Below are 17067 nucleotides of genomic sequence, written 5' to 3'. Positions count from 1 at the left end.
GGGGGGGCGGGGCCGCGCGGCCCCCGGGGGGCCCCCCCCCCCCCCGCGGCGCGCCCCCCCCCCCCCGGGGGGGGCCCCCCCGGGGGCCCCCCGGGGGGGGGGGGGGGCCGGCCCCCCCCCCCGCCCCTCCCTGGCACCGGTCGTGCGACGCGTCAGGCGGCGGCCGGCTCCGTGGCCTGGCCGTGCAGACGGGTGATGACCTCGGTCAGCTGCGCGGCGACCTCGGCGTCGTCGGCCGGGTGCGTCTCGGCGAAGCGGGTCAGCGAGCCGGGGATGGACACCTTGACGTCCTCCAGCACCTTGGCGCCGGCGATACCGACGGACTTGCGGGTCTCGTCGTGCGCCCAGACACCGCCGAACTGGCCGAAGGCGGTGCCGACCACGGCGACCGGCAGGCCGCTGAGGGCACCGGCGCCGTACGGGCGGGACAGCCAGTCGATGGCGTTCTTCAGGACGGCCGGGATGGTGCCGTTGTATTCGGGCGTGAACAGGATCAGGCCGTCGGCCGCGCCTGCGGCCTCGCGCAGCTTCACGGCGGCGGCCGGAACGGTGCCCTCGACGTCGATGTCCTCGTTGTAGAAGGGGATCTCGGCGAGGCCCTCGAACAGGTTCACCTCGGCACCCTCGGGGGCGAGCTTGACGGCCGCCTCGGCGAGCTGGCGGTTGTGCGACCCGGCGCGAAGGCTGCCGACGAGCGCGAGGATGCGAACAGACATGCTGACTCCCACATAGAGAAAGACTGCTGCGAAACACAGCCGTTACGATCCGGACCGAGGTCCGTTTAATGTTCTAGCATCCTAACCGGACCGCGGTCCAGTTTTGTTCCCGATGCTTTACGCTGGCTTCATGTCCACCGCCCCGCCGCCCTTCCCGACGCCCCAGGAGCCCGTCGCCCTTCCCGAGCTGCTCCAGCTCGAGACCAGCCCGGAGGCCGACGAGCCGTGCCTGCGGGCCGACGCCGCGCGCAACCGGGCCCGGCTGCTGGAGGCCGCCGGGCGGCTGGTGGCGGAGCGCGGGGCCGACGCCGTCACGATGGAGGCGGTGGCCGCGGCGGCCTGCGTCGGCAAGGGCACGGTCTTCCGCCGGTTCGGCGACCGCACCGGCCTGCTGACGGCGCTGCTCGACCACTCCGAGAAGAAGTTCCAGGCCGCGTTCCTCAGCGGCCCGCCGCCGCTCGGACCCGGCGCGCCGCCCGTGGAGCGGCTGCGGGCGTTCGGCCGCGCGATGCTCCGCCGGTCGATCGACGAGCTGGAGCTGCAGCTGGCCGCCGAGCCGGGCGCGAACCGCCGCTTCGTCGTCCCCGCCCGCCGGGTGCTGCGTCACCACATGGCCATGCTCCTGCGGCAGGCGGTCCCCGACGCGGACTGCGAACTCCTCTCCCACACGCTGATGGGCCAGCTCGACCCGGCCCTGATCCACCATCTGACCAAGCAGTGCGGGATTCCCCTGACGCGCCTCGAAGAGGCGTGGACCGACCTGGTCGACCGGCTGACTGGCGCGGAATCCACGCCCTAGAGGCGCCCGCCGCCCTCCGTGAACGCTCACGGCTTCGTCACAACTCCCCCGCCGGAAGGGCGCATTGAGGCTTCTGCCAAGATGCCGTACGTCATGGTGCAGATACCGAAAACGCCCGCGCCCCCGTCCCCCGCACCGATGCGCTCCGTGCCCACGAGCGCCGATGTGGCCCGCCTGGCCGGCGTCTCGCGCGCGACCGTCTCCTACGTCCTCAACAACACCAGCGCCGTACGGATCAGCGAGCCCACCCGCCGCCGGGTCCACCAGGCCGCGAAGGAACTCGGGTACGTGCCGCACGCGGCGGCCCGCTCCCTGCGCGCCGGGCACAGCCGCATGGTCCTGATCCCCGCGCCGACCTTCCCCGTCGGCCCGCTCTACAGCCGGTTCCTCACCGACCTCCAGGTCGCGCTCGGCGGCCTGGACTACACGGTCGTGCAGTACGGCACCGGCGCCCCGCACGGCGACGACGCCGCCCGCGCCTGGGCCGAACTGCGGCCCGTGGCCGTGCTGGTGCCAGGTTCCGGACTCGGTCCGCGCGGCGTGGCCGTGCTCAAGCGCTCCGGGGCCCGGGCCGTCGTCACCCTCGGCCCCGAGACCATCGAGGGCGCGCACGCCCTGCTCATGGACCACGATGTCGTCGGCTACAGTGCGGGCGCCCACCTCTACGACCGCGGCCGCCGCCGGATCGGCGTCGTCGTACCGCAGGAGCCCGGCCTCGAGGCGTTCTCCGCGCCCCGGCTGGACGGCGTACGCCAGTCCCTGCGGGGCACCGACGCCACGGTGACCGAACTGCCCCTCGCCCACGAGGAACAGGCCGCCGCGCGCCTCGCCGCCCGCTGGCGGACCCTCGGCCTGGACGCCGTGTTCACCTACAACGACGAGTACGCGATGCTCCTGATGCGAGCCCTGCAGGACGAGGGCGTCCGCATCCCGGAGGAGACGGCCGTGGTCGGCGCCGACGATCTGATGCTCGGCCGGCTGCTGCGGCCGCGGCTGAGCACCGTCCACCTGGAACTGCCCTCCGGCCGTGAACTCGCCGAACTGGTCGACCGAGCCGTGCGCAAGCCCGGGACCGAGCCCGAGACCCACAAGGTGCTGGGCGCGACGGTGCTGCACCGCGACTCGAGTTGACCCGGCGGGAAGACAACTCCCCGGCGCACGGCCGGAATCATCCGGCAGGCAGGCGGCACCGGTCATCGCCCCACGCATGACTAGGATGTTGCATCATCAACAAAATGGGGGCGCGTGCGAACGCGGTCGCAGCACACACGGCTGCCCCGGATCGCCGCGCCCCGCCCTGTGACCGCCGAACCGGCCCATTTCTGCCGGGAGTTCGCACCTCCCGTACGCCGGTGACCGATCGATCGGAGAGCCGTCATGCCCCTGCTCGACACCAGGACCTGGCAGCCGTACGCCCTGGCGGGGCCCGGGTACGCCGTCACCGAGCCCGCCACCGGCGGGGCCCTCGGCACCCTCGCCCTCGCCACCCCTGAGGACGTCGGCGCCGCAGCCGGGCGCGCGGCCGCCGCCCGGCGCGAGTGGGCCCGCGCCCCGCACTTCGCCCGCGCCGCCGTACTCCGCAAGGCCGGCGACCTGTTCACCGCGCACGCCGCCGAACTGCGCGAATGGATCGTCCGCGAGTCCGGTTCCGTCCCCGGCAAGGCCGACTTCGAACTGCACGTCGCCGCCCAGGAGTGCTACGAGGCCGCCGCGCTCGCCTCCCGCCCGGCCGGCCAGGTCCTGCCCAGCGAGGCGCCGCGCCTGTCGTACACGCGCCGCGTCCCGGCCGGAGTGGTGGGCGTCATCTCACCGTTCAACGCCCCGCTGATCCTGTCCATCCGCTCCGTCGCGCCCGCCCTGGCCCTGGGCAACGGGGTCCTGCTGAAGCCGGACCCGCGCACCGCGGTCTGCGGAGGTCTGGCCCTCGCCGCGGTCTTCGCCGCCGCGGGCCTCCCGCAGGACCTGCTGCATGTGCTCCCCGGCGGTCCGGACGCCGGACAGGCCCTGGTCTCCGACCCGCGCGTACCGGTCGTCTCCTTCACCGGCTCCACCGCCGCGGGGCGGGCCGTCGGCGAGGCCGCGGGCCGTCATCTCAAGCGGGCGCACCTGGAACTGGGCGGCAACTCGGCCATGATCGTGCTGGCGGACGCCGACCTCGACGCGGTGATCTCCACCGCCGCCTGGGGCTCGTTCTTCCACCAGGGCCAGATCTGCATGACGACCGGACGCCATCTGGTGCACGCGTCCCTGTACGACGAGTACGTCGAGCGGCTGGCCGCCAAGGCGGACTCCCTCGCCGTCGGCGACCCGTACCGCGACCAGGTCCACCTCGGCCCCATCATCGACTCCGGCCAGCTCGCCAAGATCAGCGGCCTGGTCGAGTCCAGCAGGGCGGCGGGCGCCAAGATCGCCGCGGGCGGCACGCACGACCGGCTCTTCTACCGGCCCACCGTCCTCGCCCATGTCGACGACCACACCCCGGCGTACACGGAGGAGGTCTTCGGCCCGGTGGCGCCCGTCCGCTCCTTCAGCACCGCCGACGAGGCGGCGGCCCTGGCCGCGCAGAGCCCGTACGGCCTCTCCCTGGGCATCGTCACCCGGGACCCGGCCCGCGGTCTGGACCTCGCCGACCGTATACCGACCGGCATCGTCCACATCAACGACCAGACCGTGAACGACGAGGCCGTGGCGCCGTTCGGCGGGGTGGCCGCCTCCGGCACCGGCGCCCGCTTCGGCGGCGAGGCCAATCTGGAGGCCTTCACCGAACTGCGCTGGACGACGGTACGCGGAGACGTGGCCCCGTACCCCTTCTAGGCCGTACCCCTTCTGGGCCGGGCGCGACCTCTGGGCTGGGCGCGACTTCTGGGCCGGGTGTGACCTTCGGGCCGGGTGCGACCTTCGGGGCCGGAGAGGGCTTCCGGGCCGGACACGGCAAAGGGCCGGACACGACCCTGGGTCGTGTCCGGCCCGGCTGCTCGGGGGCTTCCGTTGCCCCGGGCGGCCTACTCGGTCCCCTGCGGCTGCTGGGCCTGCTGCTCGGCGACGGCCTTGCGGACCTCGTCCATGTCCAGGCCCCGGGCCTGGCCGATGACGTCGGTCAGAGCGGCCTCGGGCAGGGCACCCGGCTGGGCGAACACGGCGACCTGGTCGCGGACGATCATCAGCGTGGGAATCGACTGGATACCGAAGGCCGCGGCCAGCTCCGGCTGAGCCTCGGTGTCCACCTTGCCGAACACCAGGTCCGGGTTCTCGCCCGCCGCCTTCTCGTACACCGGGGCGAACTGCTTGCACGGCCCGCACCAGTCGGCCCAGAAGTCGATCAGGACGAACTCGTTGTCCGTGACCGTCTGGTCGAAGTTCTCCTTGGTGAGCTCCACGGTGCTGCTCATGGTGTAAATCCCTCTTCCTGGTGTGGGGGCAAACCGTCGGCACAACACGGCCGACCTGGTACGTATTCCGCGCCCCTACCCGTGTGGCCAGGGCGCACACCACCCACCAGACTGACCCCATGACGGAAACGGAAACCAACGTGTACGACGTCGTGGTGCTCGGGGCCGGGCCCGTGGGGGAGAACGTCGCCGATCGCACCCGCGCGGCCGGTCTGACCACCGCGGTCGTGGAGAGCGAACTGGTCGGCGGCGAGTGCTCGTACTGGGCCTGCACGCCCAGCAAGGCCCTGCTGCGGCCGGTCATCGCCCGGGCCGAGGCCCGCCGCGTACCCGGCCTGCGCCAGTCGGTCCAGGGCCCCCTCGACGCCTCCGCCGTCCTGGCCCACCGGGACTACTACACCTCCCACTGGAAGGACGACGGTCAGGTCCGGTGGCTCGACGGCACCGGCGCCGATCTGTTCCGCGGCCACGGCAGGCTCGCCGGCCCCCGTACGGTGACGGTCACCGGCCCCGACGGCGCCGAGCACGTCCTGACCGCCCGGCACGCCGTCGCCGTCTGCACCGGCAGCCGCGCGTCCCTGCCCGAGCTGCCAGGACTCGACGAGGTCAAGCCGTGGACCAGCCGGGAGGCCACCAGCTCCCCGAGCGTGCCCGGCCGGCTGATCGTGGTGGGCGGTGGTGTGGTCGCCACCGAGATGGCCACGGTCTGGCAGGCCCTCGGCTCCGAGGTCACCATGCTGGTCCGCGGCAAGGGCCTCCTGCCCCGGATGGAGCCCTTCGCCGGAGAGTTGATCGCCGAGGCGCTCACCGAGGCCGGCACGGACGTCCGCACCGGCACGTCGGTCGAGTCGGTGACCCGCGAGGGCATCGTCGTGTCCGTCACCGACACGGGCGACCGCATCGAGGCCGACGAGATCCTCTTCGCCACCGGCCGCGCACCGCGCACCGACGACATCGGCCTGGAGACGATCGGCCTGGACCCCGGCTCCTGGCTGCCGGTCGACGACAGCCTCCGCGTCACCGGCCATGACTGGCTGTACGCGGTGGGCGACGTCAACCACCGGGCCCTGCTCACCCACCAGGGCAAGTACCAGGCGCGCGTCGCGGGCGCCGCCATCGCCGCACGGGCCACGGGCGAGACCCTCCTCGCCGAGCCCTGGGGCGCCCATGCCGCGACCGCCGACAACGCCGCCGTCCCCCAGGTCGTCTTCACCGACCCGGAGGCCGCGGCGGTGGGCCTTTCCCTGGCCGAGGCGGAACAGGCCGGCCACCGCGTGAAGGCCGTCGACGTGGACCTGTCCACCGTCGCCGGGGCCGGCCTCTACGCCGACGGTTACAAGGGCCGCGCCCGCATGGTGGTCGACCTCGAGGCCGAGATCCTGCGCGGAGTGACCCTCGTGGGCCCGGGCGTCGGCGAACTGATCCACTCCGCGACGATCGCCGTGGCCGGAGAGGTCCCGGTCAGCCGTCTGTGGCACGCGGTCCCGTCCTACCCGACGATCAGCGAGGTGTGGCTCCGGCTGCTGGAGGCGTACCGGGACGCCTGACCGGCCCGGCCGGGCCGGCCGGCGGTGCCCGCCCAGCGGCACAGGCCGCCGGGACGGGGCACCCGGTCCCCCTGGGCGGGCGGCTGTGCCCGTCCAGCGGCCACCGGTCGCCGGGCCGGGGCACACCCGTGATGGTTCCGCCCCCTCCGGGCTCGCGCGGAGGCCGCGGGCCGCCGGGGCCGGGTCACGCGTGCGCGGGCACCACCAGCTCCCGGTAGTCGTCGCTCCACAGGTCCTCCTCCGCCTCGGGCAGCAGCAGCACCCGGTCCGGCCGCAGCGCGTCCACCGCGCCCTCGTCGTGGGTGACCATGACGATCGCGCCCGGGTAGGTGCCCACCGCGGCCAGGACCTCGGTGCGGGAGGCCGGGTCCAGGTTGTTGGTGGGCTCGTCCAGGAGCAGGACGTTGGCGCCCGAGTGCACCAGGCCGGCGAGGGCGAGCCGGGTCTTCTCGCCGCCGGAGAGGACGCCGACGCGCTTGCCGGTGTCGTCGCCGGTGAACAGGAACGAGCCCAGCACCTGGCGGACTTCGCCGTCGGCGAGGTGCGGGGCGGCACCGGCCAGGTGCTCGCGCACCGTCAGCTCCGGGTCCAGCGTGTCGTGCTCCTGGGCGAAGTAGCCGAGCCGCAGCCCGTGCCCGTGGACCACCCGGCCGCTGTCGGGTGCGTCCTGACCCGCGAGGATGCGCAACAGGGTCGTCTTTCCCGCGCCGTTGGGGCCGAGCACGACCACGCGACTGCCCCGGTCGACGGCCAGATCCACCCCCCGCAGGACGTGCTGCCCGGCGTACGACCTGGTCAGGCTCACGGCGCCGAGCGGGATCCGGCCGCAGGGCGCCGGCTCGGGCAGCCGGATCCTGGCCGTCTTCTCGGCGCGCCGGGCCGGTTCGAGGTCGGCGAGCATACGGTCGGCGCGCCGGGCCATGTTCCGGGCGGCCACCGCGGTCGCCACCCGGGCCCGCATCCGGTCGGCCTGGGCGTGCAACGACGCGGCCTTGCGCTCGGCGTTCGCCCGCTCGCGCGCCCGTCGCCGCTCGTCGGCGTCCCGCTGCGCCAGATAGGCGTCCCAGCCGGTGTTGTGGACGTCCAGTGCGGCCCGTCCCGGATCCAGGTGGAACACCCGGTTCACGGTACCGGCCAGCAGGGATGTGTCGTGACTGATCATCACAAGACCGCCCTGATGGCTCGCGAGGAACCCGCGCAGCCAGGCGACCGAGTCCGCGTCCAGATGGTTCGTCGGCTCGTCCAGCAGCAGGGTGCCGTGCCCGGCGAACAGGATGCGGGCCAGTTCCACGCGCCGGCGCTGACCGCCAGACAGGGCGCTGAGCCGCCGGTCCATCAGACCCGCCGGCAGCCCCAGCCCGGCGGCGACCCGGGCGGCCTCCGCCTCGGCCGCGTAGCCGCCGCGCGCCTGGAACTCCGCCTCGGCCCGCACATAGGCGTTCATCGACCGCTCCGCGCCGTCGGCCATCGCGGCCTCGGCGCGGCGCAGCGCCCGTACGGCGCGGTCCAGGCCGCGCGCGGACAGGATCCGGTCGGAGACGATGGCCGACTGGTCGGCCGCGCGGGAGTCCTGCGGGAGATGGCCGACGTCGCCGGTGCGGGCGACGGTTCCGGCGGCGGGCCGCAGGACGCCCGCCAGGGTGTGCAACAGGGTGGTTTTTCCCGCGCCGTTACGGCCGACCAGGCCGATGCGGTCGCCGGGGGAGACGTGGAGGGAGACGCCGGACAGCAGCAGGCGCGCGCCCACGCGCACGTCGACGTCACGAACGGTGATCATGAGAAAACGCTCCGAACGAGATTTCCAGGCAGAGGACACACGGGTGGTGTGGAAGCGGGTCCTCGGCTAGGAAATTCGGGGCGTAGACATGGGGGGCACGGTAACGGAGGCGCCCTGCGGAGCGCCTCCGGTTTTCCGTGCCCTACGGCAGCTCGAACCCGAGGGCCCGCGCGGCCTCCTCCGGCGTCGGCTGAGCCCAGCGCTCCGCCATCGCCAGGTTGGACGACAGCGAACGCGGCTCGGCCCGGTCCAGATACAGCAAGCCGTCGAGGTGGTCCGTCTCGTGCTGCACGATCCGCGCGGGCCAGCCGGAGAACACCTCGTCCAGCGCGCGCCCGTGCTCGTCCTGCCCGGTCAGCCGCACCTCGGCGTGGCGCGCCACCACCGCCTGCCAGCCCGGCACGCTCAGACAGCCCTCGAAGAACGCGGCCCGCGCGTCGCCGGCGGGTTGGTAGACGGGATTGACCAGCACCCGGAAGGGCTGCGGCACCCGCCCGCGCGCGAGACGCACCTCCTCCGGCACCGGAGCGGGGTCCTCGATCACCGCGATCCTGAGCGGCACTCCGACCTGGGGCGCCGCCAGGCCGACCCCCGGGGCGGCGTGCATCGTGACCCGCAGGGCCTCGACGAACCGGGCCAGCAGCGCGGGCTCCAGCTGACCGTCGTACGGCTCGGTGCCGCGCCGCAGCACCGGGTCCCCGGCGGCGACGATGGTCAACGGGACGCCTTCCGCGAGGAGTTCCTCGACCCGCTCGGCCAGCGGTGCGCGATGACTCGGAGTTCCCATCGCGTCAGGATGACACGGCCCCCTCCCCGCTCGCGTGACGCACGTCACATGCACTCGTCGGGAACTGAACGCCCCGCCGCTCCGACTACTGCACCGCAACAACCACCACCGCCTCGCGAACGAACGATCACCACCGCACCGCAACGGCCAAGAAGACGTCCCCCGGAGAAGCCCGCCGATGACCACCGCTCCCTCGACCACCACGGACGAGGCCCCGCAGCCAGCCACCCCGGCACCGCCGAAGAGCAGCTGGGCCCCCTTGCGCCCGCTGGTGCTTCGCCTGCACTTCTACGCCGGGGTGCTGGTGGCGCCGTTCCTCCTCGTCGCCGCCGTCACCGGCCTGCTGTACGCCGCCTCGTTCCAGGCCGAGAAGATCGTGTACGACCATGAACTGACCGTCCCCGTCGGCGAGCGGAAGCTGCCGATCAGCGAGCAGGTGGCCGCCGCCCGCGAGGCCCACCCCGAGGGCACCATCTCGGCCGTACGCCCCTCACCCGAGGCGGACGCGACGACCAGGGTCATGCTGTCCGGCGTCCCGGGTGTCGACGAGGGGCACGCGCTCGCCGTGTTCGTCGACCCCTACACCGCGAAGGTGCGCGGCTCCCTCGAACAGTACGGCTCGACCGGCGCGCTGCCGCTGCGCACCTGGATCGACGAGTTCCACCGGGATCTCCATCTGGGCGAGACAGGGCGGCACTACAGCGAGCTGGCGGCCAGCTGGCTCTGGGTGATCTCGGCCGGCGGGCTGGTGCTGTGGTTCTCCCGCCGCCGTGCCCTGCGCAAGGTGCGGGGGACGAACGGGCGGCGCCGCACGCTCGGACTGCACGGCAGCGTCGGCGTCTGGGCGGCGGCCGGGTTCTTCTTCCTCTCGGCGACCGGTCTCACCTGGTCGGCCTACGCCGGGGCCAACATCGACGAGCTGCGCACCTCGCTGGGCCACGCCACGCCGTCGGTGTCGGCGGCGGCGGGCGGTGAACACTCCGGCCACGGCTCCGCGGCCGGGCAGGCGGGAGACGCCGCGCACGGCGTGGGCCTGGACAAGGTCCTGGCGGCGGCGCGGGCCGAGGGCCTCGGCGACCCGGTGGAGATCGTGCCGCCGGCCGACGCGACCTCGGCGTACGTCGTCAAGCAGGTGCAGCGCAGCTGGCCCGAGAAGCAGGACTCCGTCGCGATCGACCCGTCCAACGGCGAGGTCATGGACGTACTGCGGTTCGCCGACTACCCGGTGCTCGCGAAGCTCACCCGGTGGGGCATCGACCTGCACACCGGCATCCTGTTCGGCCTGGCCAACCAGATCGTCCTGATGCTGCTCACGCTCTCCCTGATCCTGCTGATCGTGTGGGGCTACCGCATGTGGTGGCAGCGCGGCCGCGGCTCCGCCTTCGGCCGGCCGATCCCGCGCGGCGCCTGGCAGCAGGTACCGCCGCAGATCCTGGTCCCGCTGCTCGCCGGGGTCGCCGTGCTCGGCTACTTCCTGCCGCTGTTCGGAATCCCGCTGGCGGTCTTCCTCGCCGTCGACATCGTGCTGGGCGAGATCGCCCACCGGCGGGGACGGCGGTCGTACGGAGCCGGGACGCCGGCGCGGTAGCGGACGGCCCTCTGTCACCGGTGCCCGGCTCCAAAAGGAGCCGGGCACCGCTCGTATCACCGACAGTCAGCGCTGCTCGAAGTCACCCGCGAGCGCCGAGGCGATCCGCAGATGCGACTCCGCCTCCTCGTACCGCCCCTGCCGCTGGAGCGTGCGGCCGAGCATCAGCCGGGCATAGTGCTCGACGGGGTCACGCTCGACGATCGTCCGCAACTCGGTCTCCGCACGCCACAGTTGGGCCGAGTGGTAGTAGGAACGCGCCAGCAGCAGCCGCGGCCCGGTCTGCTCGGGCACCTCCTCGACCAGCCCCGCCAGGACGCGCGCGGCGGCGGCGTAGTCCTTGGCGTCGAAGAACGACTGCGCGCGCTCCCAGCGCTCCGTCGGTGTCCCGTGGCCGTAGTACGTGGCGTCGTGGATCGTGTTCACTCGTGGCCTCCTTCGAGGCCGACAACCGAGCGGGTTGGTTCAATATTCCACTACTTGGTCAGGGCTGCCAGCTCGGCGTCGGCCCGCTCGGTGATCAGGCTCAGCACCCGGCCGGCGACGGCCAGGTCCTCCGCCGGAATGCCCTCGTAGATCCGGGCGGTGATGGGCGCAGTCTCGCCGGAGGTCCTGTCGTAGAGCTCCCGCCCGGCATCCGTGATCCGCACGTCCGATGCCTCGTCCGCGGTCAGCAGCCGCGCGGCGATCAGCTCGTCGATCACGGCGTGCACCTCCGTCGCGTCGATCTTCAGCGCGCCGGTGACCCCGTCGGCGAGCCGCTCCCGCCCGACCGGGCCCTCGGCGACGGCCGCGAGGCGGAGGGCGACGGACTGCTGGAAGGTGACGCCGTGCCGGGCCAGCACGTTCTCGAGGATCGCGCGGCCCGCGTAGTGGGCCAGGGCGACGACGCGGGGGCCGACCAGGGGTGTGGTGGTGGTCATGACTGCTCCTTCTCGTTCTCGCGCAAGGGATCAAGAGGTGCGTCGAGCAAGGCCGTCAGGTCGCGCGCGAACTCCCTCGTACGCGCGCTGTCGAGACCGCCGAGCGGCTCCAGGAGCTGCTGAAGCAGCCCGTGTACGACGCTGATCGCCCGCGCGCTGACCTCGCGCCCCTGCTCGGTGAGCGCGAGCTGCACCGCGCGCGGGTCGCGCGGGTCCCGGGTGCGTTCCAGGAGGCCGGCGGCCTCCAGTGCGCGGGCGAGCTTCGACACGTAGAGCGGCTCGAGTCCGGTGTGGTCGGCGAGCCGGCGCTGACTGGGCCGTTCGCCCGAACGCCGCATGCCGTACAGCGAGGCCATGAGCGAGTACTGCGCATGCGTCAGCCCCAGTGGGGCGACGGCCCGGTCGACGGCCACCCGCCACTTCATCGACAGCCGCCACACCAGGAACCCGGGCGTCGCGCCTTCGGAACCATTCCTCATGACCGATACAGTACATAGCTACTATATACATGGCTACTATTTTCGAAGGGTCGCCCCCTGGGGGCGGCCGCCCGCCCGGATGACGCAGTGGCGCGGCGACGCGCTGACGCGAGACCTCCCGCCGGACTAGGTTGTGGCCATGAGCAATCTTGAGCGCGAGGCGGCCCCCGCTCTGTGCGGTGGCCGGGGCTTCGTGGTGGCGGAGCCGGTGCGGGAACTCCTCAGTCCTCGGCGCGTCAAACTGGGCGAGTCCAGCGAGGTCCGCCGGCTGCTGCCCAACCTCGGCCGCCGGATGGTGGGGGCCTGGTGCTTCGTCGACCACTACGGCCCCGACGACATCGCCGACGAACCCGGCATGCAGGTTCCGCCGCATCCGCACATGGGTCTTCAGACGGTGAGCTGGCTGCACGCGGGGGAGGTGCTGCACCGCGACTCCACCGGCAGCCTCCAGACGATCCGCCCCCGCGAACTGGGCCTGATGACCTCCGGCCGGGCGATCAGCCACTCCGAGGAGAGCCCTCGCCCGCACGCCCGCTTCCTGCACGGCGCGCAACTCTGGGTCGCCCTCCCGGACGGCCACCGCCACACCGACCCGCGCTTCGAACACCACGCCGACCTGCCGGTCGTCACGGCACCCGGCATCGAGGCCACGCTGATCCTCGGCGACCTCGACGGCGCGACCTCGCCCGGCACGGCGTTCACCCCGATCGTCGGCGCCGACCTGTCCCTGACCCGAGGTGCGGACGTGCGCCTGCCCCTGGAACCGGACTTCGAGTACGCCGTCCTGTCCATGTCCGGCGAAGCCCACGTCGACGGCGTCCCGGTCCTGCCCGGCTCGATGCTCTACCTCGGCTGCGGCCGCAGCGAACTGCCTCTGCGGGCGGAGTCGGACGCGGGCCTGATGCTCCTGGGCGGCGAGCCGTTCGAGGAGGAGCTGATCATGTTCTGGAACTGGATCGGACGGTCGCAGGAGGAGATCGTGCAGGCTCGGCAGGACTGGACGGAAGGGACACGGTTCGGCGAGGTGAAGGGCTACGACGGCGCCCCGCTGCCCTCTCCGGAGCTGCCGGCCGTGCCGTTGAAGCCGCGAGGCAGGGCGCGCTGACCTGCTGAAACGCGTGAGCATTGGTGGCCGCAGGTCGGAAGACGGTCTTGCCGGAAGGCGTCCAACAGCAGGCTGCTCAGGCCGGTGCGGTTGGCGGTTCCATGGTGTGGCTCTCTGTGGGTAGCTGTGGCAGGACTCTTGCTGACCTAATGCTGACTTTGCTGACGCCTTGTCAGGCTGGGATGCGAGGTCCGTTCCCCAGCTTCAGCGCATGTGTAGGCGCCTGCAGGGTCGGTGACGTCCGGACCGATGCTGACCTGGCTGGCGGTCGGGTCAGGCGTTGTGGAGGGACGGCGTCGCTCACGCTCTCGCCTTGTTGAAGTTCTATAAGGTTCGACGTCACGGCTGTCTGTCGGCAGCGCCGCTTGTGTCTGATCCGAAAAGCGCTGCGCCGGAGAGGGGCTAGCAGGTTCTTCGTCTGCTGGTGGTACAGCAGCTGTACCTATGCTGACCAGGCAAATCGGTAGTTGACGCAGCCTTTGCCAGGGGGTGGTCCGGATCTTGGTCTGGCGGCGCCGGTTCGGGTCATGCTGGGGCTGCGGTGCGAGGGATTGGGAGCGAGCGGGACCGTACGGGGCAGATGGTTGGCTGCCCGAACGCTGGCTCTCTGGGATCGAGGGTGTGATGGTGGACCCGCGGGCTGGTCCAAGATCGTGCGGAGTCGGAAGTCGTGCCCCGGCGTCGGCCGAGTCACGGCAGGCTCGAATCCCGGCACAGCGGGCCAGTGCAGTGGCCGAGAAGAAGGCCCGCACAGCCGAACTCGTGGCGCGACGGCAGAGCCATCCGCTGGTGATTGACTTCGCGTCCGAGAATGTGTGCCCAGTGGCGAATGGATTCAACCAGCAACCGCAATTGCTCGTCTCAGGCGCAGAGGTTGGCGCGACTACCCACTGCAGTGTCCCGGGACGGATACCCAGATCCTCCGCCACCCCGAGTCGGCTTACCGGTGTCCATCACGATCCGCATCGCCCCCTCACGGAGGCCGACATCGTAGATGTGCGCCGTGGATGCTCTGTCCCTCAACCGTGCCTCCGGTGACGGTCTTCGCAATAGAGAGGGGAGGTGCAGTCGTCGAAGCACGCCACGGTGACCTCAAGATGGACGCTGAGGGGGCGGCCGTAGGTCCTAGTGCTTTCTTCCGAGGTGCGTTGCGCCAAGAGACCGATTCAGGCCCAGCCTGACGTCCATAGTGTGAGTCCCATGAGCGATGCAGCACACGAGACCTCCCGCGATCGGGCATTGAACGTTGTCCGGGGCTACACGGATCACGACGGCATCGCGGTCCGAGAGGCGCTGGAGGGTCTGGACCCGGGCGGCTCGATCGAGGTGTACGCCATCCTGAACGGTCTGTTGCGCTCCACGATCAGCATCATGGAGCTGACCGGTAAGTCGTGGACGTTGGACGACCTGGTACGCCAGGCCGACGAGCTCGCCACTTCGGCCCCGCCTCACTATGAGTTCGCCGTGGGCGAGGCAACCCGGGCCTGGGCTCGCGGCGACCAGTCGGCGATGCGCGCGGTGTCGTGCCGAGATCTCTCAGGGGCCGTGCACATAACCGCTGTGGGTGTCGCCGTTCTGGGGCTGACGCTGTGGGGTAGGACCGGATTCTTTGACGTTCTGAAGGAGTTTCACGAGGTCGCCTCCACGCTCGTAAACGATCCGCGCTCTGGCATTTGACCACTCGAAACGCTGCGTGCGGAGCTACAGACTCTCGTCGGCTTCGTCGTCGATGCCATCTGCCTGCGGAGCCGACGAGATCCTCCTTACGTCAGGACGCGTTATGAACTTCCGGACGCCCTTGTCCGCGCTGTTCCCCGGAACCTCGGGCCGGCTTCTCACCGCTCTTGTCGACCATCACCTTGCCGACGCCGCCCGGCCGCTGCACCTTGACGAGCTGTCCAAGAACGCCGCGGTTGCCCCCGCCCAAATCGAGGCGGCGCTCTTCCGGCTTGGTTTGCTCGGCCTCGTCGCTCCCAGGCGCAAAGGAGAGGCCGTCCGCATCGTCCCCGGTCACATCGCCTGGGGCGCGCTACGTCAGCTGGCGGACCTGAGTGACCGCGTCATCGACACGGTCCGAGAGCAGACACGAGTCCACCTCCACCCCGTGCCGAAGTACCTCGCGCTGAGCGGCGCCGTCGTAGAGGGGACTGCCGCACATCCCGCAGATGTATTGGAGCTCATCCTTGTCCCGCCCGTGGACGCCCCGGCCGATTGGCAGGTCGGCGTGACCGTGCTCGTCGCGCAGTTGTCCCGGGACCTGGGCAACCTCGTGGTCCACCGCATTGCCCGTGACACCCAGGAGGCAGAGGCCATCGGCGGAGCGAGCGCTGTGTGCGTCCTACCGCCGTGCCTCCCGTGCTGATCTCCGAAGTTCGGCGTTTGTCGGCGCTGATCCACCCCGTATTTTCAAGGGAGGGAAGGATTTCTCCCCGGTAGGTGGGCCTGTTCCCCTCCATAGGGTTCGCGGGGTAGGCGAACCTTCCCCTTGAGGTTGCTGGAAGGTGCCCTTGCGGGTGCGGCGACTTCCTCTTGTGCCGGTTGCGGGACGGGGGCGGCCGCCGGAAACGGCGGCAAAACTGCACTCGCCGCTTCCGCCCGCAAGGGAGAGCACGGGCACTGCTGACAGTCGTCCTCGGCGGCCAGGCCCGGTTGCGATCCCTGATGAGTGTGACACGTCGGCAGGTTGGGGGCGGGGTGTGGACGGGAAGCGGCCCGAGGGCATCCGGCGCGGCCACGATCAGCAAGCACAGGGTCCTCGCCGTGGAACGTGGCCCCATGTTCGACAGCCCGGCCACAACACCTCTCCGCAAGGCCGATACAGGGGAATCATCCGATGGGGAATCGCAGGTAGCTGCCGAGAGACGAGTTCCCGGCCCTGGCCCCGGCCTCGCCCGGCCCCGCCTGGCCCGTGCCGCCGGCGGGGCCGGTCCGTGCCGGGCGTCGACACCGCTACCACGCTCCCTGTCGTCCCGCCGGGCCTTCCTACGCGAGCGCGCGGCGCGGTTACCGAGGACGTCCAGCAGCTGGGCGCTGCGGTTGCCGGGCTCGGCATGGAACATCCCCGCCGCGAGCCTGGGGTTGTCGGACGACGCCGCTGCCGAACGGGATGCCGTCGCCGACTGGCCGATCCCGCCCGGTGAACCAGGGGCCAGTGATGCCAACGCGACTTCGTAGTGCTGGCGGGCACGGTCATCCGTTCTGCCTCTGTGGCCTGGTGGACGCCTCGACGGGTAGCGGTTGGCCTCGACGTCCCGCCTGCGGCAGTGCGCGCGCTGCCGGTCCTCCAGCCGCGGAGACGGGCTGGCTGGCTTGTTCGTGGGCGGGACGTCGGTCCACTCCCGCGGGCTCCCGTTCGTATCGAGCCGGTGCACCGCCATCCCGCAAGATCAGACAGAAGAGAGGTGGAGACGAGCGGGGCAGCGCGGAGCGGACGACGTGATCCACTCACTTGACCTCAAGTGTGGTCGAGGTTTTAGCGTCAATGGGCACCGATCGCGAACGTCGCATCGGGGAAGGAAAACCCATGCCCAGGCTCGATCACACCATCGTCCACAGCACCGACAAATTTGCCGGTGCCCGCTTCATCGCCGACCTGCTCGGCGCACCCGAGCCCAAGGCAGGCGGCCCGTTCGTCGTCGTCCGTCTCGACAACGAGGTTTCCCTCGACTACGCCGAGCACCTGGTCAAGGGCAAGGACTGGGTACCCACCCATTACGCCTTCCTCGTCACGGACGCGGAGTTCGATGACATTTTCGCGCGGATCCAGGAGCGCAACATGCCGTACTGGGCTGACCCTCAGTGCACCGAGCCTCAGACCATCAACCATCTGGACGGCGGTCGCGGCGTGTATATCCAGGACCCCGACAGCCACATCATGGAGTTCCTCACCGTCCCCTACAGTGACGACACGCTTGCCAACGGGGGAGTCCACCACAGGCGGAGCTGACCTAGGAGTGC

The 17067-nt window shown here is 71.5% G+C and carries 16 protein-coding genes; 9 read left to right on the top strand and 7 right to left on the bottom strand.

The features are described 5' to 3' along the window. Nucleotides 1-152: 152 nt before the first annotated feature. Nucleotides 153-716, bottom strand: a complete 564-nt coding sequence (locus ACIBK5_RS26295) for an NADPH-dependent FMN reductase (RefSeq protein WP_399023058.1) — start codon at nucleotides 714-716, stop codon at nucleotides 153-155. A 130-nt stretch (nucleotides 717-846) separates the two neighbouring features. Here ACIBK5_RS26295 and ACIBK5_RS26290 point away from each other — a divergent pair, with 130 nt between their 5' ends. The 3 genes from ACIBK5_RS26290 (at nucleotide 847) to ACIBK5_RS26280 (ending at nucleotide 4329) form a co-directional block, all read left to right on the top strand. Beyond that, nucleotides 847-1515 (top strand): TetR/AcrR family transcriptional regulator, encoded by a 669-nt coding sequence (locus tag ACIBK5_RS26290; protein WP_399023057.1) that lies wholly within the window; start codon nucleotides 847-849, stop codon nucleotides 1513-1515. An 81-nt stretch (nucleotides 1516-1596) separates the two neighbouring features. Beyond that, nucleotides 1597-2646, top strand: coding sequence for a LacI family DNA-binding transcriptional regulator (locus ACIBK5_RS26285; protein WP_399023055.1), 1050 nt, complete (start codon nucleotides 1597-1599; stop codon nucleotides 2644-2646). Nucleotides 2647-2892: 246 nt separating this feature from the next. Next, the gene (locus ACIBK5_RS26280) at nucleotides 2893-4329 is read left to right on the top strand and encodes an aldehyde dehydrogenase family protein (RefSeq protein WP_399023053.1); all 1437 of its coding nucleotides are present in this window, start codon (nucleotides 2893-2895) and stop codon (nucleotides 4327-4329) included. Between the two features lie 188 nt (nucleotides 4330-4517). Here the strand turns inward: ACIBK5_RS26280 and trxA are convergent, their stop codons facing one another. Continuing rightward, complete coding sequence (gene trxA, locus ACIBK5_RS26275; RefSeq protein WP_391112718.1) at nucleotides 4518-4904, bottom strand: thioredoxin; 387 nt, start codon at nucleotides 4902-4904, stop codon at nucleotides 4518-4520. Between the two features lie 119 nt (nucleotides 4905-5023). Between trxA and ACIBK5_RS26270 the strand changes: the two genes are divergently transcribed. Beyond that, nucleotides 5024-6451: a dihydrolipoyl dehydrogenase family protein gene (locus ACIBK5_RS26270; protein WP_399023051.1), complete on the top strand. Its 1428-nt coding sequence runs from the start codon at nucleotides 5024-5026 to the stop codon at nucleotides 6449-6451. Between the two features lie 184 nt (nucleotides 6452-6635). On the opposite strand, the gene ACIBK5_RS26265 is transcribed toward ACIBK5_RS26270, so the two are convergent. Together ACIBK5_RS26265 and ACIBK5_RS26260 are read right to left on the bottom strand one after the other, a co-directional pair. Next, a complete protein-coding gene (locus ACIBK5_RS26265; protein ID WP_399023049.1) occupies nucleotides 6636-8228 on the bottom strand; it encodes an ABC-F family ATP-binding cassette domain-containing protein in 1593 nt (530 codons plus the stop codon). A 142-nt stretch (nucleotides 8229-8370) separates the two neighbouring features. After that, nucleotides 8371-9015, bottom strand: a complete 645-nt coding sequence (locus ACIBK5_RS26260) for a peptide deformylase (protein ID WP_399023047.1) — start codon at nucleotides 9013-9015, stop codon at nucleotides 8371-8373. A gap of 178 nt (nucleotides 9016-9193) precedes the next feature. On the opposite strand from ACIBK5_RS26260, the gene ACIBK5_RS26255 reads away from it, so the two are divergent. Then, nucleotides 9194-10603 carry a PepSY-associated TM helix domain-containing protein gene (locus ACIBK5_RS26255; RefSeq protein WP_399023045.1) on the top strand — a complete coding sequence of 470 codons (1410 nt, stop codon included), beginning with the start codon at nucleotides 9194-9196 and terminating at the stop codon, nucleotides 10601-10603. Nucleotides 10604-10669: 66 nt separating this feature from the next. Here the strand turns inward: ACIBK5_RS26255 and ACIBK5_RS26250 are convergent, their stop codons facing one another. From ACIBK5_RS26250 to ACIBK5_RS26240, 3 genes are read right to left on the bottom strand one after another with little or no spacing between them, the layout of a single operon-like run. Further along, complete coding sequence (locus ACIBK5_RS26250; protein WP_399023043.1) at nucleotides 10670-11029, bottom strand: tetratricopeptide repeat protein; 360 nt, start codon at nucleotides 11027-11029, stop codon at nucleotides 10670-10672. 50 nt (nucleotides 11030-11079) lie between these two features. Continuing rightward, a complete protein-coding gene (locus ACIBK5_RS26245) occupies nucleotides 11080-11526 on the bottom strand; it encodes a MarR family transcriptional regulator (RefSeq protein WP_399023041.1) in 447 nt (148 codons plus the stop codon). Further along, nucleotides 11523-12005: a MarR family winged helix-turn-helix transcriptional regulator gene (locus ACIBK5_RS26240; RefSeq protein ID WP_399023039.1), complete on the bottom strand. Its 483-nt coding sequence runs from the start codon at nucleotides 12003-12005 to the stop codon at nucleotides 11523-11525. The genes ACIBK5_RS26245 and ACIBK5_RS26240 overlap by 4 nt, the downstream gene beginning before the upstream one ends. Nucleotides 12006-12144: 139 nt before the next feature. On the opposite strand from ACIBK5_RS26240, the gene ACIBK5_RS26235 reads away from it, so the two are divergent. From ACIBK5_RS26235 to ACIBK5_RS26220, 4 genes are all read left to right on the top strand, one after another. Beyond that, nucleotides 12145-13110 (top strand): pirin family protein, encoded by a 966-nt coding sequence (locus tag ACIBK5_RS26235; RefSeq protein WP_399023037.1) that lies wholly within the window; start codon nucleotides 12145-12147, stop codon nucleotides 13108-13110. A 1200-nt stretch (nucleotides 13111-14310) separates the two neighbouring features. After that, nucleotides 14311-14787 (top strand): hypothetical protein, encoded by a 477-nt coding sequence (locus ACIBK5_RS26230; RefSeq protein ID WP_399023035.1) that lies wholly within the window; start codon nucleotides 14311-14313, stop codon nucleotides 14785-14787. 103 nt (nucleotides 14788-14890) lie between these two features. Then, nucleotides 14891-15472 carry a hypothetical protein gene (locus ACIBK5_RS26225; RefSeq protein ID WP_399023034.1) on the top strand — a complete coding sequence of 194 codons (582 nt, stop codon included), beginning with the start codon at nucleotides 14891-14893 and terminating at the stop codon, nucleotides 15470-15472. A gap of 1161 nt (nucleotides 15473-16633) precedes the next feature. Next, nucleotides 16634-17056: a VOC family protein gene (locus ACIBK5_RS26220; RefSeq protein WP_399023033.1), complete on the top strand. Its 423-nt coding sequence runs from the start codon at nucleotides 16634-16636 to the stop codon at nucleotides 17054-17056. Nucleotides 17057-17067 lie beyond the last annotated feature (11 nt).

The organism is Streptomyces sp. NPDC050546 (assembly GCF_044457425.1).
Classification (GTDB): Bacteria; Actinomycetota; Actinomycetes; order Streptomycetales; family Streptomycetaceae; genus Streptomyces.
The sequence above is the reverse complement of the archived record's forward strand: the minus strand, read 5'-3'. Positions and strand labels throughout refer to the sequence as shown.

Bases quoted from the DNA above. Each gene is read 5' to 3' on its own strand.
- ACIBK5_RS26285 (WP_399023055.1), top strand. From the start codon at position 1,597: ATGCCGTACGTCATGGTGCAGATACCGAAAACGCCCGCGCCCCCGTCC.
- ACIBK5_RS26255 (WP_399023045.1), top strand. From the start codon at position 9,194: ATGACCACCGCTCCCTCGACCACCACGGACGAGGCCCCGCAGCCAGCC.
- ACIBK5_RS26280 (WP_399023053.1), top strand. From the start codon at position 2,893: ATGCCCCTGCTCGACACCAGGACCTGGCAGCCGTACGCCCTGGCGGGG.
- ACIBK5_RS26265 (WP_399023049.1), bottom strand. From the start codon at position 8,228: ATGATCACCGTTCGTGACGTCGACGTGCGCGTGGGCGCGCGCCTGCTG.
- trxA (WP_391112718.1), bottom strand. From the start codon at position 4,904: ATGAGCAGCACCGTGGAGCTCACCAAGGAGAACTTCGACCAGACGGTC.
- ACIBK5_RS26220 (WP_399023033.1), top strand. From the start codon at position 16,634: ATGCCCAGGCTCGATCACACCATCGTCCACAGCACCGACAAATTTGCC.
- ACIBK5_RS26225 (WP_399023034.1), top strand. From the start codon at position 14,891: ATGAACTTCCGGACGCCCTTGTCCGCGCTGTTCCCCGGAACCTCGGGC.
- ACIBK5_RS26295 (WP_399023058.1), bottom strand. From the start codon at position 716: ATGTCTGTTCGCATCCTCGCGCTCGTCGGCAGCCTTCGCGCCGGGTCG.
- ACIBK5_RS26230 (WP_399023035.1), top strand. From the start codon at position 14,311: ATGAGCGATGCAGCACACGAGACCTCCCGCGATCGGGCATTGAACGTT.
- ACIBK5_RS26270 (WP_399023051.1), top strand. From the start codon at position 5,024: ATGACGGAAACGGAAACCAACGTGTACGACGTCGTGGTGCTCGGGGCC.
- ACIBK5_RS26260 (WP_399023047.1), bottom strand. From the start codon at position 9,015: ATGGGAACTCCGAGTCATCGCGCACCGCTGGCCGAGCGGGTCGAGGAA.
- ACIBK5_RS26245 (WP_399023041.1), bottom strand. From the start codon at position 11,526: ATGACCACCACCACACCCCTGGTCGGCCCCCGCGTCGTCGCCCTGGCC.
- ACIBK5_RS26235 (WP_399023037.1), top strand. From the start codon at position 12,145: ATGAGCAATCTTGAGCGCGAGGCGGCCCCCGCTCTGTGCGGTGGCCGG.
- ACIBK5_RS26240 (WP_399023039.1), bottom strand. From the start codon at position 12,005: ATGAGGAATGGTTCCGAAGGCGCGACGCCCGGGTTCCTGGTGTGGCGG.
- ACIBK5_RS26290 (WP_399023057.1), top strand. From the start codon at position 847: ATGTCCACCGCCCCGCCGCCCTTCCCGACGCCCCAGGAGCCCGTCGCC.